This window comes from Micromonospora sp. WMMD730 (assembly GCF_049178955.1).
Classification (GTDB): domain Bacteria; phylum Actinomycetota; class Actinomycetes; order Mycobacteriales; family Micromonosporaceae; genus Micromonospora; species Micromonospora wenchangensis.
Genome location: NZ_JBMHML010000002.1, coordinates 152,004 through 166,552, shown reverse-complemented (window position 1 = coordinate 166,552; position 14,549 = coordinate 152,004). Strand labels below are relative to the sequence as shown.

15 protein-coding genes are annotated in these 14,549 nt (G+C 72.4%); 7 read left to right on the top strand and 8 right to left on the bottom strand.

Annotated elements, in window-relative coordinates:
* Positions 1–15 precede the first annotated feature (15 nt).
* The 7 genes from ACN265_RS00775 to folP all read right to left on the bottom strand — a co-directional run bounded on the left by ACN265_RS00775 (position 16) and on the right by folP (position 4,591).
* Positions 16–513 (bottom strand): hypothetical protein, encoded by a 498-nt coding sequence (locus ACN265_RS00775; protein ID WP_357932785.1) that lies wholly within the window; start codon positions 511–513, stop codon positions 16–18.
* A gap of 65 nt (positions 514–578) precedes the next feature.
* On the bottom strand, positions 579–884 hold the full coding sequence (locus ACN265_RS00770) for a hypothetical protein (RefSeq protein ID WP_088643875.1): 306 nt from the start codon (positions 882–884) through the stop codon (positions 579–581).
* An 83-nt stretch (positions 885–967) separates the two neighbouring features.
* Positions 968–2,179 carry an ABC transporter permease gene (locus ACN265_RS00765; RefSeq protein WP_421405730.1) on the bottom strand — a complete coding sequence of 404 codons (1,212 nt, stop codon included), beginning with the start codon at positions 2,177–2,179 and terminating at the stop codon, positions 968–970.
* Positions 2,180–2,279: 100 nt separating this feature from the next.
* Positions 2,280–2,804: a DUF3180 domain-containing protein gene (locus ACN265_RS00760; protein ID WP_377685542.1), complete on the bottom strand. Its 525-nt coding sequence runs from the start codon at positions 2,802–2,804 to the stop codon at positions 2,280–2,282.
* A gap of 19 nt (positions 2,805–2,823) precedes the next feature.
* A complete protein-coding gene (gene folK, locus ACN265_RS00755; protein ID WP_420115853.1) occupies positions 2,824–3,351 on the bottom strand; it encodes a 2-amino-4-hydroxy-6-hydroxymethyldihydropteridine diphosphokinase in 528 nt (175 codons plus the stop codon).
* Positions 3,348–3,707: a dihydroneopterin aldolase gene (gene folB / locus ACN265_RS00750; protein WP_204927086.1), complete on the bottom strand. Its 360-nt coding sequence runs from the start codon at positions 3,705–3,707 to the stop codon at positions 3,348–3,350. The genes folK and folB overlap by 4 nt, the downstream gene beginning before the upstream one ends.
* Positions 3,704–4,591: a dihydropteroate synthase gene (gene folP / locus ACN265_RS00745; RefSeq protein WP_420115852.1), complete on the bottom strand. Its 888-nt coding sequence runs from the start codon at positions 4,589–4,591 to the stop codon at positions 3,704–3,706. Before folP ends, folB begins: the two co-directional genes overlap by 4 nt.
* A gap of 355 nt (positions 4,592–4,946) precedes the next feature.
* Here folP and ACN265_RS00740 point away from each other — a divergent pair, with 355 nt between their 5' ends.
* From ACN265_RS00740 to ACN265_RS00710, 7 genes are read left to right on the top strand one after another with little or no spacing between them, the layout of a single operon-like run.
* Complete coding sequence (locus tag ACN265_RS00740) at positions 4,947–5,261, top strand: hypothetical protein (RefSeq protein ID WP_088643869.1); 315 nt, start codon at positions 4,947–4,949, stop codon at positions 5,259–5,261.
* A gap of 13 nt (positions 5,262–5,274) precedes the next feature.
* Positions 5,275–5,637 (top strand): hypothetical protein, encoded by a 363-nt coding sequence (locus ACN265_RS00735; protein WP_067302246.1) that lies wholly within the window; start codon positions 5,275–5,277, stop codon positions 5,635–5,637.
* A gap of 49 nt (positions 5,638–5,686) precedes the next feature.
* Positions 5,687–9,493, top strand: a complete 3,807-nt coding sequence (locus tag ACN265_RS00730) for an ATP-binding protein (protein WP_421405729.1) — start codon at positions 5,687–5,689, stop codon at positions 9,491–9,493.
* A 2-nt stretch (positions 9,494–9,495) separates the two neighbouring features.
* On the top strand, positions 9,496–11,466 hold the full coding sequence (locus tag ACN265_RS00725) for an MFS transporter (protein WP_420117544.1): 1,971 nt from the start codon (positions 9,496–9,498) through the stop codon (positions 11,464–11,466).
* A gap of 4 nt (positions 11,467–11,470) precedes the next feature.
* Positions 11,471–12,019, top strand: a complete 549-nt coding sequence (locus tag ACN265_RS00720; protein ID WP_357932771.1) for a hypothetical protein — start codon at positions 11,471–11,473, stop codon at positions 12,017–12,019.
* Positions 12,016–13,191, top strand: coding sequence for a M23 family metallopeptidase (locus ACN265_RS00715; RefSeq protein WP_421405728.1), 1,176 nt, complete (start codon positions 12,016–12,018; stop codon positions 13,189–13,191). Before ACN265_RS00720 ends, ACN265_RS00715 begins: the two co-directional genes overlap by 4 nt.
* A gap of 13 nt (positions 13,192–13,204) precedes the next feature.
* Positions 13,205–13,807, top strand: coding sequence for a hypothetical protein (locus tag ACN265_RS00710; RefSeq protein WP_420117537.1), 603 nt, complete (start codon positions 13,205–13,207; stop codon positions 13,805–13,807).
* A 3-nt stretch (positions 13,808–13,810) separates the two neighbouring features.
* Here the strand turns inward: ACN265_RS00710 and ACN265_RS00705 are convergent, their stop codons facing one another.
* A complete protein-coding gene (locus ACN265_RS00705; protein WP_421411294.1) occupies positions 13,811–14,371 on the bottom strand; it encodes a hypothetical protein in 561 nt (186 codons plus the stop codon).
* Between the last annotated feature and the right edge of the window lie 178 nt (positions 14,372–14,549).

The following is a 14,549-nucleotide window of genomic DNA, read 5'->3' as shown; positions in this document are numbered from 1 at the left end:
CCCGTGTCCGGCGGGTCAGGCCCGCCCGCCCAGGCTGGCCAGCCCGATGATCCAGCCGGCGAAGAAGCCGTAGCCGGCCCCGGTGCCGGTGGCCTCGAAGGCCGCCAGCAGCGGACCGTCCGCGGTGAGCAGCGCCGCCAGCAGGGTCGCCGCCGCCGCGGCCAGGGTGTACGCGGCCCAACCGGAGAAGAACTGGCTGGCCGACCCGGGCACCCGGGCCACCTGACCGGCCGGCAGCAGGTAGAGCAGCGCCCCGGCGAACAGCAGCAGCAGGATGGCCCGCAGGTCGGTGGCGAGCACCCCGTGCTCCGGGGTCGACTCGACCCGCCAGGCGGGCCAGGCGAGCAGCCGCAGGTACCAGCCCCCGGCGGAGTTCGGATCGGTGTGGGCCTCGGCCCAGCGGACGTACCAGGGACTGCCGCAGACGACGACGAGGATCAACGCGGCGAGGGTGCCGGTGCCGGCGGCGGTGCCGTACCCCTGCACGGTGCGGGGGCGTTGGGTGAGGGCCATGCGGCGGGAAGTTCCCGACCCGCCACGGCCGGCAAACCTCTCCCGCCAGCCGGCGGGCCGGCCGCTCAGTGCTTCATCAGGTAGTCGATGAACGCCGCCCGCAGCAGCGGCGCGGACTCCTCGTAGCCGTGCCCGGTCAGCTCCCGCCACAGCGCCGCCGCCTCGTCGATGGTCGGCCCCACCGAGTTGGGCGCCCCGTCGAGCGCGGCGGCCTCGTCAGCGTTCGGCAGGTGCCGGAGCACCGACCAGAAGAACCCGACGTCCCGCCGCTCCCGGGCCCGCGCGAAGGCCCGCTCGCGCAGCTCCTCGGTGGAGAGGGCGTCGAGCTGGTCGAAGGTGTGGCCGGTGCCGGCGGAAGGAGTCTCGGTCATGCCCGCGAGCCTAACCGGAGAGATCGTCGCCGGCCCGTCGTCCACGCCCGGTCGCCGGCCGCACCGGTCCGGGCGGGGGCCGCTCACCGCTCGTCGGCGTCCCAGCGGGGTGGGGCGCTCGGCCAGCGGGGGGCCTCCCAGGGGTCGGGCGGGGTGTCGTCGGTCGTCCGCTCCGGCAGGGCCGGGGTCCAGTTGCGCGCCTCCCCGCCCGGGGGCATCGACCAACCGGAGCTGATCGCCCCGTCCCGCACCGGCGGCAGCTCCACCGGTTCACCCGGGACGGTGCGGGGCCGGCCGTACGTCTCGACCAGCCGGGTCACCAGCAGGCCACCGGCCAGGGCCGTCCCACCGACGGCCCACCTGTCGGTCGGCGCGCCGACACCGTCCGCCCAGGCCAGGTAGGTCACCACCAGGCCGACCGCGAGGAGGGCGCCGAAGATCCCACCCCGCCGGCCGTACGCGCTGGTGCCGCCGAACATGGACACCCCGACCGCGAGCACCGTCCAGTCCAGTCCCGACGTGGGCGTCACCGGGCCGTCCGCGTTGGCGGCGACGAGCACCCCGGCGAGCATCGCCAGCACGGTGGAGGCGATCAGCGCGGCCGAGGTCACCAGGGCGGCGGCCATGCCGCGTCGGCGGGCCGGGTCGGCCACCGGCCGGAACCGGCCGACCAGCCGGCGTACGGTCCGGATCGCGCCGAACGCGCCGAGCAGGACGACCACCGCGGCGAACCCGGCGAACAGGTAGTAGGCGTTGCGCCGGGGGTCGTAGTCGGCCTGCACCGCCACCGGCAGGTCCCGCCGTTCGATCCAGACGATCACCCCGGCGGCGGCGGCGAGGCTGGCCGCCCAGCCGGGCACGTGCAGTACCACCACCGCCCAGGCCAGGGCCAGCCCGCCCAACGCGGCGGCGACCAGTGCCGGGACGACCGCCGTGGACACCCCGCGGTCGCCCTGCTCGGCGAAGTGCAGCGCGGCGGCCAGCGTGACCGGGCCGATCGCCAGGTTCACCGCGGCGGTCCGCAGGCTCAGCCCGGCGGCGAGGACGAGCAGGCCGAGCGCGACCGCGTCGACGAGCAGCCGCCGCAGGCCGGCACCGCGCAGCGCGTCCGGGTCGTCCCGCCACAGCAGGTAGGCCAACGCGGCGAGGGCGAGCAGCAGCGCCAGTTCCCAGACCACGTGCACGCCGAGCCGGTCCCGGCCGGGTTCCCCCTGCTCCGGATCGTCGAGGACGTTCTCGGGTACGGTCGCGGGCACCTCTGCCGACGCGGTCCGGCCCGGTTCGTCGTACACCATGCGGTGCGCCTCCCAGGTGACCGGCCGTCACCGGTGACGGCTGACTGTGTTCCGGTCGCCAGGCACCGTACCCGCGCGCCGGGGGCGGGCGTAACCCCTGTCAGCGCTGCCCGGGTCGGTCGGCCCGGTCGTCGGCGTCGTCGTCGGACTCGGGGACCCGGCAGGAGCGTTCGAGCCAGAGCGCGGCGGCGACCAGGGCCAGCGAGGCGAGGGTGCCCGCCCCGGCGGCCGGCCGGTCCTCGATGGCGGCGTTGGTCGGCTCGACGAAGAGCCAGCCGGTCAGCCCGGCGTAGAAGCCGAGGAAGATCGCCCCGGCCAGCGCGGACGCCTTGGCCAGCACCACGAACCGGGCGACCAGCAGCGGGTTGACCGGCTCCCGACCGGGCCGCCGCTCGATCCGGCCACGGGTGTTGACCGCCGCGTACGCCTCCAGCACGGCCAGCGCGGCCAGGGTGACCACCGGCAGCCAGGGCAGCCGGGGAGTGCCGCTGTAGTAGAAGCTGCTGATCAGCAACCAGGCCACAGCGGCGGCGGCGAGCGCGGCGACCAGCAGCGTCGAGAACCGGGTGGGGCCCATCCTCGACCCGTCGGGCTCCCGGTCACGGGGCGGTCGGGGCGGCGTCATACCGGCCGGCTCCACTGGTTCATGTGTCCGACTCTAACGAAAGATCGGGGCGGGGGGTCAGTTCGAGGGCGTCCCCGGCGACCGGTTCGGCGTTGAGCAGGTCGGTCAGCCAGCCGTGCCCGGCCAGCCGCCCGTGCGGGTCGATGTCGATCCACGGGCGGAGCACGAAGGCGCGCTGGTGGGCGCGGGGGTGCGGCAGGGTCAGCGCGGGGTCGTCGCTGAGCACCGGCCGGCCGTCGTCGTCCCAGACGGCGACGACGTCCACGTCGAGGGTGCGCGGCCCGTACCGGCGCGCCGGGTCGCGGACCCGGCCGGCGGCGGTCTCGGCGGCGTGCGCCCGCGCCAGCCAGTCGTCCGGGGTCGCCGCCGGGTCGGCGACCATGACCGCCGCGTTCAGGTACGCCGGCTGGTCGGCGTCGCCCCACGGGGGTGTCTCGTAGACGCCGGAGACCACCAGCACCGCGTCACCGAGACCGGCGACCGCAGCCCGTAGATGGTCGAGCCGGTCGCCCAGGTTGCTGCCGATCGACAGCACCGCCCGGGTCACCGGGTACGCCGCATCGTGACGGCCACGTCGGTGAAGGTGTGCGGGATCGGGGCCTCGGGCTTGTGGACGGTGACGGTGGCGGCGACGACCAGCGGCTCGGCCAGGCAGACCGCGAGCAGCCGGTCGGCCAACGTCTCGATCAGGTTGACCGGCTCGCCGGTGACCACCGCGACCAGCCGCTGCGCCAGCTCGCCGTAGTGCACGGTGTCGGTCACCTCGTCGGAGCGGGCGGCCGGGGCGAGGTCGAGTTCGAGTTCGGCGTCGACCACGAACTCCTGGCCCTGGGCACGCTCGAAGTCGTAGACGCCGTGCCGGCCCCGGGCCCGCAGTCCGGTCAGGACGATCCGGTCGGTCACGTTCCTCCCTCCGTCCGGCCGGTGGGGGCCGGGTCGTTGCCGCTGGTGGCGAGCCGGGGGCGGCCGGTGGCCGACCAGACGGCGAGCGCGTCGGTGGTGCCCCGGACGTCGTGCACACGTACCCCCCAGGCGCCGGCGGCGACGGCGAGCACGCTGGTGGCGATGGTGGCGGCGGCCCGGCCGTCGGTCTCCCGGGGGGTGCCGTCGGGGGTGGCGAGCAGGTGGCCCAGGTAGGACTTGCGGCTGGCACCGAAGAGCAGCGGCAGGCCGAGGTCGAGCAGTTCGGGCAGGCGGGCGCTGAGTTCCCAGTTGTGCGCGGCGGTCTTGGCGAAGCCGAGCCCGGGGTCGATCACCAGCCGGTCGGCGGCCACCCCGGCGGCCAGCGCGTCGTCGACCCGCCTCGCCAGTTCGGCCCGGACGTCGGTGACCACATCGGTGTAGCTGGCCAGCTCGCGCATCCCCCGGGAGTGCCCCCGCCAGTGCATGAGCACCCAGGGGCAGCCGGCGTCGCGGACCACCCGGGCCATGTCGGGGTCGGCCAGGCCGCCCGAGACGTCGTTGACCACGGCGGCCCCGGCGACGACGGCCGCCTCGGCGACCGGGGCGCGGGTGGTGTCGATGCTGACCGGCACCCCGGCGGCGGCGAGTTCGCGGATCACCGGCAGCACCCGGGACGCCTCGGTGCGGGGGTCGACCCGGTCGGCGCCCGGCCGGGTGGATTCGCCCCCGACGTCGACCAGGTGCGCGCCCTCGTCGTGCAGTCGCACCCCGTGTGCGACGGCGGCGTCGAGGTCGGCGTACCGGCCGCCGTCGGAGAAGGAGTCGGGGGTGACGTTGAGGACGCCCATCACCACCGGGGCCTGCGCCCGTACCAGATCGGTCACGACTAGACGGTACCGGTCGCACGGGGGCGCTCCGGGGCCCCCCACCAGCCCCGCCACGACCACCCTGACGTGCCTGTTGGAACAGGTGTACGATCGGTCGTCCGGGTCGAATCGGGTCGACTCTTCGCGGCTTGTCGCAAAGGGGGGCGGCCCGTACGCTGTGGAATTGCCCAGCATCAAGAGATGGCGAAGCCTGGAGGGAGGGCCGAAGCGGGAAAATCCCCCCAAATCTCGCCACTCTCCGTGGTGAGAGACCCGCGCCGCGTCATCGACGCTGTGCACAGTGAGCACATTCCCGCCAGGCTTGCCTACTGCACCACCGCGGCACCGCCGGCCGCGTTATGGGGAGGTTCCAGTGATCGCCTTCGAGCTGATGGAGACGACGTCTTCCGGCGTCGCACAGGTGCTGCACACCCTGGCGACGACGCCACTCGCCGAACCGGCCCCCAAGGGCATCGACACCAACGGTGTCGTCACCTTCTTCGCCAGCAAGATCGCACCCATCCTGCTCGCCGTGCTCGGGGTCATCTTCATCGGCCGGGCCAGCCGGGGCGAGATCTCCAAGGTGCTGACCAGTTCGGCCATCGCGATCGTCGGGCTGGCCTTCATCGCCGGCGCGGCAACACTCTTCTTCATCGGTGACTACCTGATCGATCTGATCTTCGAATAGGCGCGGGCGAGACATGCGGCTGCGCACCGACGACGACATCTACCGGGCCCGCCTGGTCTACCTCGGGCCGCCCGGCTACACCCTTCCGGTCCACCTCCCGTACGCCCAGTACGGACTGTTCATGCTGCTCGTGCCCCTCTACATGTTCATCCACTGGCTGTTCACGCTGCAGGTCGAGCTCTTTCCCGCCTGGGAGATCGCGCTCGCCATCGTGAGCACCTCGTTCATCTTCCGGTACGTCGACCCGGACCGGCCGGCGCGGATGGTCATCCGCACCGCGCTCACCGACTGGCGACGCACCCGGGAACCGGCCGCCGAACTGCGGGACCCCCGCCTGGTCGGCAGCCGGATCAGGATCCGGGAGGAACTGGCATGACGGGGCGTTTCCCTATCGGGCAGTCGGACCACACGGGTGAGGCGGTCGAATGAGTCGCTCTTCCACGCCGGGTTTCCCGGCCGGACGACACAGCGCCCCACACGGTAACCGTGCGCGGTCGTTCGACTACCCCCAGGAGGAGCTGCGGGACGACGAGCCGTACGACCCGTCCCTGCTCACCGGCCCGGGACAGGGCGGTGTGGGGGTTTTCCAGGCTCCCCGGCCCAGTCCCGGCCGGGGCACCCCGCCGGCCGAGCCGGCACCCGCCGCGCCGATGCTGGTGGGTGACGGCACCGACATCGACTCCCCCTTCCTCGACCTCTTCGGTGGTGGTCCCCGCCCCGGCACCACCCCGTCGCCCGGCACCCCCGCGCGCCGGGGACCCGGCCGGGAGCACCGACCCGTGCCGCACCAGCCGGCCCCCACCCCGCCGCCGGCCATCGAGGCGCAGGCACCTGCGGCGGCCATCGAGGCGGCCCCCCCGGCCGCGCGTACCCGCGTCCCGCACCAGCAGGGCGACCGGTCGACGGCGGTCCCGACCGGCGACCGTCCGGCCGAGGCACCGCAGCGGGCACCGCGCCGGGTCCCCACCGACCCGTTCCCCCGGGACACCGGCGAACCGCTCACCGCCCGGGAGGCGGCCGAACGCGCCCGCCGGGAGGCCACCGAACGGGCCCGGGAGGCGTCCGACCGCGCCCGGCGCGAGGCCGCCGAGCGGGCCCGCCGGGAGGCCGCCGAACAGGCGGCGGCGGACGCGGCCCGCCGCGAGGCAGCCGAGGCGGCACATCGCGAGGCGGTGGTTCGGGCCGAACGCGAGGCGGCGGAGGCGGCACACCGCGAGGCGGTCGCTCAGGCCGAACGCGAGGCCGCCGAGCAGACCCGGCGGGAGGCGGCCGAGGCGGCCCGGCGCGAGACGGCGGAGCGGGGCCGACGCGAGGCCGCCGAGCAGGCGCGGCGGGAGAACGCCGGCCAGTCCCGGCGGGACGCCACACTGACCCCCCGACCCCGACCCACCCCCGCGGCGACCCCGGCCCCGGCCTGGCCCGAACCCGTCGAGCCGGCCTGGCCGGAGGACGTCGAGCCGGCCTGGCCGGAGCCGACCGAGCCGATCCGGGCGGAGGCCGTGGTGGCCCCGGCCGGCGCGCTGGCCGCCGAACCGGCCCGGCCCGCGCCCGTCGACCCCGACCGGCCCGCGCCGGCGGACCCCGGCTCCCGGGAGCTGGCCACGCCCCGGGAACGTGCGGCGAGCCGCCGAACCGCCGCGACCAAGCCGGTCCGGGTGCGCCCACCGAAGATCAAGTTCGGGGACCGGGACCCGTCGATCGAGCTGGCCATCACCGAGATCGCCGGGCACCTGACGTTCACCCCCAACACGGTCACCGCCTGGTACTGGCTCCCCGAGGTGCGGTGGGCGTTCCGTCCGGACGCCGAACGCGAGGCGCTGCTCTCCGCCATCTCCGAGCAGTACGCCGGCCTGGCCGGCTTCCGGCTGCACCTGCGCCGCACCACCAGGCCGTTCCCCGCCGACGAGTGGGCCCGCACCATCGACGCGCACACCGCGTCGCCGCTGCCCGACGTGCCCGGCACGCCGGGCTGGGCCGACCACCTGGTCGCCGCGCAGCAGCACCTGATGTCGGTCAACCACGCCGAGGGGCAGACCTACCTGGGGGTCACCTTCGCCCGTCGTTCCCTCGGCGACTCCCTCACCGAACGTCTGCTGCGCGCCTTCGGCAAGGGCACCGCCGACGGTGAACGCCGCAAGCTGGGTCGCACCGTCGAGCAGTTCGACGAGGTGCTGGGCAGCTTCGGCATGCGGGGCCGGCGGGTCACCGCGCAGGAGCTGGAATGGCTGCTCTACCGCTCGGTGGCGCTGTGCATGGCCCCGCCCGGTGCGCTCTCCCCGGTGACCAACGGCCGGTGGGAGCGCGGCGACCTGCTCGCCCTCACCGAACAGGTCGAGCGGTACCGCACCCCGTACGGCACCACCGTCAAGCTGGTCAACCGGATGACCGGCGAGGAACGGCACGTGGCCGTGCTCGCGGTCGGCCGGATGGAGCCACTGGAGATCCCCGAACGGCACGAGCCGTGGCTGCACTTCCACGAGCGGCTGCCCTGGCCGATGGAGATCTCCACCCGGGTCGACATCCTCGGCTCCGGTGACTCCTTCCGTAACCTCGAACACCGGCTGCGGATGATCCGGTCGCAGCAGCTCGACTACGCCGAACACGGCATCGACGCCCCGCCCGAGCTGGAACGGCTCGCCAAGCGGGCGCTGGTGATCGGCGACGAGATGACCACCGGCCTGCCGGTCGACTCCGCCCGGGCACACGGCTGGCACCGGATCGCCGTGGGCGGCCGGACCCGCGAGGAGTGCATGGAACGGGCCCGCCGGCTCATCCAGCTCTACTCGCGCGAGCTGCGCATCTCCCTGCAACACCCGAAGAACCAGGACTGGCTGGCCCGGGAGTTCATCCCCGGCGAGCCGATCGCCAACACCGGCTACGTCCGCCGGATGCCGGTGCCGCTGCTGGCCGCCGCGCTCCCCCAGGCCGCCTCGACCGTCGGCGACCGTCGGGGCGACCTGATCGGGCGGACCGCCGGGACCTGCCGTCGGCCGGTCTTCCTCGACCTGCACTTCCCGATGGAGGTACGCGAGCGCTCCGGGCTCGCCGTCTTCGTCGCCGAACCCGGTGGTGGCAAGTCGACCCTGCTCGGCGCGCTCGGCTACCTGGCCGCCAGGCGGGGCGTGCAGGTCACCCTGCTCGACCCCTCCGGACCACTGGCCCGGCTCTGCGCCATGCCGGAACTCAAGCCGTACGCCCGGGTGCTCAACCTGACCGGCTCGGAACCGGGGACGCTGGCCCCGTACGCGCTCATCCCCACCCCGCTGCGCAGCGAGTTCACCTCCGGGGCGGCGGGCGACCGGGAGTTCGAGATCGCCGTCTCCAACGCCCGGGCCGAGCGACGCATGCTGGTGCAGGACATCTGCATGATGCTGGTGCCGCCGCAGGTGGCCCGGGAGGCGTCCACCGCCACCCTGTTCCGGCACGCGGTACGCCAGGTGCCGGCCGAGGAGACGTCCACCCTGGACGACGTGGTCACCTGCCTGCAGGGGCTCGACGACGACGCCGGCCGGGAACTGGCCCACCTGCTGCTCGACACCGCCGAGATGCCCCTGGCCATGCTCTTCTTCGGACGCCCGCCGGAGGGGCTGCTCGGTGCGGGGGCGGCGCTCACCGTGATCACCATGGCCGGCCTCCGCCTGCCCGACCTCAAGATCGAACGCGAGTACTGGTCGGCCGAGGAGGCGTTGGCCCTGCCGATGCTGCACACCGCGCACCGCCTCGCCGTCCGCCGCTGCTACGGCGGGTCGATGTCCTCGCGCAAACTCGTCGGCCTGGACGAGGCGCACTTCATGGAGGGCTGGCGCTCCGGCCGGTCCTTCCTGGTCCGCCTCGCCCGCGACTCCCGCAAGTGGAACCTCGCCGCCCTGGTCGCCTCGCAGAACCCGAAGGACATCCTCGGCCTCGACGTCCAGAACCTCGTCTCCACCGTCTTCGTCGGCCGCATCGCCGAGGACACCGAGATCGCCTCCGAGGCGCTCCGGCTGCTCCGGGTGCCGGTCGACGACGGCTACGAGGCCACCCTGGCCTCCCTGTCCGCCGTCGACACCACCTCCGCCACCCGGCTCGGCTTCCGCGAGTTCGTCATGCGGGACGTGGACGGCCGGGTGCAGAAGGTCCGGGTCGACGTGTCGTACGTCGAGGGGCTGTTGGATCACCTCGACACCACCCCCGCCGCGGTCGCCCAGGCCGCCGGGATACTGCCGACCGTCCTGGCTGATCTGGAGGCGTGACAATGGCGAGGGCCCGGGCACGGATCACGGCGCTCCTCCTCGCACTCGGCGTACTCGCCGGTGCCACGATCGCCTGGCCGGTGGTCGGGGCCACACCGGCGTACGCCCGTACCCCCGTCACAGGTCAGGCCACCCTGGCGGCACAGGCGGCTGCCGATCTCTGCACCACCAAGGAGTGGCAGGCCGACTTCCGCGCCTGCGTCGCCAAGCTCAAGCAGGTCAGCGAGACGGAGGTGGACTGCCGGAAGCCGCCGGTACCGTCAGCCCCGGACTCCGGTCTGGCGGGCTGGTTCGCCTCCCGCCCCGACTCGTCGAAGCTTCCCGGGCCGAAAGGCTTCTACAGCGACTACGGCTACGGCGGCTACAGCTTCAACACGTACGACGTGGAAGGGGGCTGTGCCTCCACCGTCCTGCATCCGGACTACAAGTTCACCACCACGGTCGCGAACGGCGAACTGATGATGGCAACTGCCGTGGTGGGTGCCTCGAACGCGCTCCGGGAACGCGCCTGGGACCCCCGGTCGATGTGGAACTGGGCCGACCCGCTGGTGGAGAAGGCGACCAAGGCCGTCTACCAGAAGGTGTTCAGCGTCTTCGGCATCGTGACGCTCTGTGTGGTGGGCCTCTACCTCCTCTGGCGCTCCCGCCAGTCGGACATGAGCAACGCGATGACCACCGCGGGCTGGGCCCTGCTGGTGATGGTCGCGGTGACCGCACTGGCCGCCTGGCCGGTGAAGTCGGCCAACATTGCCGACGGCACCCTCATCACCTCACTGGGCGTCGTCCATGACGCCATCGGTCCGGCGGCGCGCGACACACCGGCGGACCAGTGCGACGATCCGAATCCCGATGCCTGTAAGGACAGTCGTCCCCCGGCAGTCCGTGCCAGTGACACCGCCACCGAATCGATGTTGTACCGCAACTGGCTGCGCGGGGTCCTGGGTTCGGCGGACAGCGAGACGGCCAAGAAGTACGGGGCAGCTCTCTACGATGCGAAGTCGCTCTCCTGGGAGGAGGCCGAGAAGCTCAGGGAGAATCCCGCCACCCGCGAGGCCACCATCAAGGCCAAGCAACAGCAGTGGATGACGGTCGCCGAACAGATCAAGACCGAGAATCCCGAGGCTTACGAGTATCTCCAGGGCAGCCGGGACATGGACCGGATCGGTTCCGGGTTCATCGCGGTCCTGGCCGCATTGCTCTTCGCCATGTTCGACCTCACCGCCTCGCTGCTGGTGCTGCTCGGATTCATGATCTTCCGGTGGGCGGTGATCGCCGCACCGATCCTGGGCACGATCGGCCTGCTCCGCCCGGCCAGCGCCGGGCTGCGGCGGCTGGCGAACGCCGTGGTCGCTGCCGTGTTCAACATCGCCATCTTCGGCACCGGAGCGGCGATCTACCTGTTCGCCGTCGACCTGATCATGAGCACTCCGACACTGCCGGGCTGGCTCCAGGTGGTGCTGGTCTGGCTCTGTGGTGTGGTCGGTTGGTTGCTGCTCCGGCCCTACCGGAGGATCACCCAGCTCGGCGGCAAGGACAGCAGTGAGGCGGTTGGCTCGGCCGGGTCGTGGCACCGCCGTTTCTTCCGGGACATGCGCGTCGCCGCCCGACTCGACGTGGCCGAGCCGGGGGGCACGGCCGAGCCGAAGCTCACCCGGGGACGCGGGGCCGCGCTGGAGCCGGCCACCCTGCGGCCTGAGGCCAGGCGGGAAGACCCCAGCCACTCGACGGTCAGCACGCCGGGGCAGCGGGAGCGCCCGGATGGACGCGAACGCGCCGACGAGACCGAGACGAAGCCATCGACTCGGGAGGGCAAGCGGCCCACGCCCGCACCCCGTCCCCGGCGCCGTCCGGCGAGCTGGACCGAGCCGGACGTGCCGGAGGAGGTGCCGTCCTTCGTGGTCTACCGACCTGACTCCGCGCCGGCACCGACACCCGTGAAGCCCAGCCCCCGTATACGCTCCGAGGCGAGGTGACGCGATGCGGCGAGCGATCGAACTCCTCTTCACGCGACTCATCCGGTCGCGGCTTGGTATCGCGCTCGTGATCGCCGTGCTGGTGCTCGGGGTGATCGGTACGGCTCGCCTGGTGTCTGGTCCCGAAGACCTCACAGCGGGACTCAGCAGCCGTCCACGGGAACCGATCACGACCGTCGATCCAGAGGAGGGTGACGACGGAGTCATCGCCACCCCGGTCCCGGAGTCACCGCGCACCCGGCCCGGGGAGTTGACCCCCGAGCAGACGGCGACCCGATTCACCACCGCCTGGTTGGGCGGGGCCACCATCACTGCGGAGCAGTGGCAGGCGGCTCTGCGGCCGATGTCGACGTCGGAACTCACCGAGAAGTTGGCCGGTGCCGACCCGGCCGGAGTGCCTGCTGTCAAGATTGCCGGCACTCCGACGCTACGACCTCGGACGGCGGTCTTCACGGAGGTTCTGGTTCCGTTGGAGGGCGGACAGCTGCGGCTGGAACTGGTCGCCCCCGACGGCCGCTGGTTGGTGGATGCCGTGGACTGGGAGCGGGAATGACTGCCGAACTGCCACCGACCGGCGCCCCACGCCGCCGGGTCCGGATGGGTGCCGTTGCCGCCGCACTGACCGGCACTCTCGCGTTGCTCTGCTGTGGTGGCGGCAGCGCCGCGTTCTTCCTGACCAATCTCGGCGGCGACCAGGAGACCCTGGTGTCGAACGAGCAGCAGTGCGATGACGAGCACCGGGTCAACGTCACCGGCAAGATGCCCCGGATGTCCGCGTACGGGGCCAGTCAGATGCGTAATGCCGCAGTCATCATCAAGGTCGGTCAGGACATGAAGGTGGCACCGCGGGGCTGGGTGATCGCGGTGGCGACGGCGATGCAGGAGTCAGCGCTGCGCAACCTGTCCAACAGCACCGTCGCCGGTTCCAGCGGCATTCCGAACGAGGGTGTCGGCTCTGACCACGATTCCCTCGGTCTCTTCCAGCAGCGGGCCGGCTGGGGCAGCGTCACCCAACGGATGAGCCCCGACTATGCGGCCCGCAAGTTCTACGAGAAGCTGTTGAAGATCGACGGTTGGGAACGGATGCCCCTGACCCGGGCCGCGCAGAAGGTGCAGATCAGCGCCTACCCCGACGCGTACGCGAAACACGAGGACGTCGCCAGTCAGATCGTCAATGCGCTCGCCGGTGGGGCTGCCCGCACGGTCCAGATCGCCGAGCGGGCGGTGTGCGACCGCGCCTCCGCCCGCGCCATCGCCGCCTCCGGCTGGACCGCGCCGATCGACGGCGGGGTCGGCTCCGGCTTTCGGACAGCGAGCCGACCGCGACACAACGGCGTGGACATCGGTGCCCGCAAGCGAACCGAGATCCACGCCGCCGCCACCGGTCGGGTGCTGGTGGCCCGCTGCGATCCCGACCACCGTGGAAACCGCAACTGTGACGTCGACGGTTTCCCGGGCAAGGGGGGGTGCGGGTGGTTCGTCGACATCCTGCACGCCGGCGGCTTCATCACCCGGTACTGCCACATGATCGAAAAGCCCCGGGTGGTCCCCGGGCAGCTCGTCAAAGCCGGGGAGGTGATCGGTCTGGTCGGGAGCAGTGGCAACTCCTCCGGCCCGCACCTGCACTTCGAGGTGCACATCGACAGCAACCGCAGCTTCTCCGGCGGCATCAACCCGGTGCCGTTCATGCGGCAACGTGGTGCACCGCTGAACGGTTCGGCATGAGGCTGTCGCCCCGATGAGCGGACCACTGCCGGACCCGTTCGCCGGCCAGCCCGACTGGGCGCCACTTCCACCACGACCGGTCGAGATCGTTCCCGCCACCGGCCGGGTGGAGCTGCGCGGCCGGCGGGTCCTCGTCGGGCTCCCCGGCCTCGGTTGGCGCGGAGACCTGCGCGCCGACGAGCGGGTGGTACAGGGCAGCCGTACCTACGTGCCGGTCATCCCCGAGCACGAGTGGTACCGGGCGGAGGCCGACCAGGTGGAGGTCTTCGCCCCGCTCGTCCCCGTGGAGCGGGTCTGGGTGGAGACCCTGGGTGACCGGCCCGCGCCTACCGGACCGGTGCGGGAACAGGGGATCCAACTCGTCTCGCTGGACGGACCGACGCACCACGCCCCCACCCCGGTCTTCGAAACCGACGCGGTCAGCGGACGACGGGTGGTCCACGTCGAGGACGCCGTCGAACACCGCGATCTACGCGCGGTGACCGAGTCCTACTCCGGTGCCGACGGTGACATCTGTGTCCGGGTCACGCCGGAACTGGAATGGTACCGCTGGGCCTGGCGCGGACAACCACCCACCACTATGGAAATCCCCGTCCACCTGCTGTGGATCGAATAGCTGTCAGACAGCCTTCCGCGCACCGCAGACACGCCAGCCGTCACGAATGTCGACAACGTCGAAAGTCCAGTCCTCCCGACGGCTGCTTCGCTGCTGACCGTTGGCCGAACCCGAGATGGTCAAAGTGGTCGTCACGGACTCACCCTGAGGCGTTTCCACTCTGGTCAACGATCCCCAACCAACTCTTACCACAACATCGAACTTGCTCTCTCGTTGCCGCAACTCGTCACGGAGAGCCGCGACCGCACCAAGATCCGCATCTTGGCAGACGAGAAGACTGGCGCGGGTGTCGTTCTCGTTGACCAGGAACTCACGGAGATAGTTGTCGACGACGACGTCCGGAGCGCTGCGATCCGGAGTGGCGGCCCGCTCGTACAGCACGTAGCCGGTGATCCCGCCGCCGACGCAGAGCAACGCCAGCACCCCGGCGACGACGGTGAGGACGGTCCGGAGCCGACGGGGTGGACGCTGCGGCACCGGCAGCGGCGCAGGGGGTGCCGAGTGCTCCGGTGGGGTCCGCTGCGCCGGTACTCGGGACACCTGGGAACCGGCGGGGGGCTGCACTGATTCCACCCCCTGAGGCTATCGGCTGGACGCTCCGTACCCAATGCCCCGAAGGCTGCGGATCGTGACAGGGCGACCCCGGGAGGTGAGAGTTCGTCGCGATGTGCGACAAGCCCGGCGCATCGCCGCCGCGCTTCCCGGAGGAGTGGCCGGGGCTGGGATACGGTCTGCAGTCGGG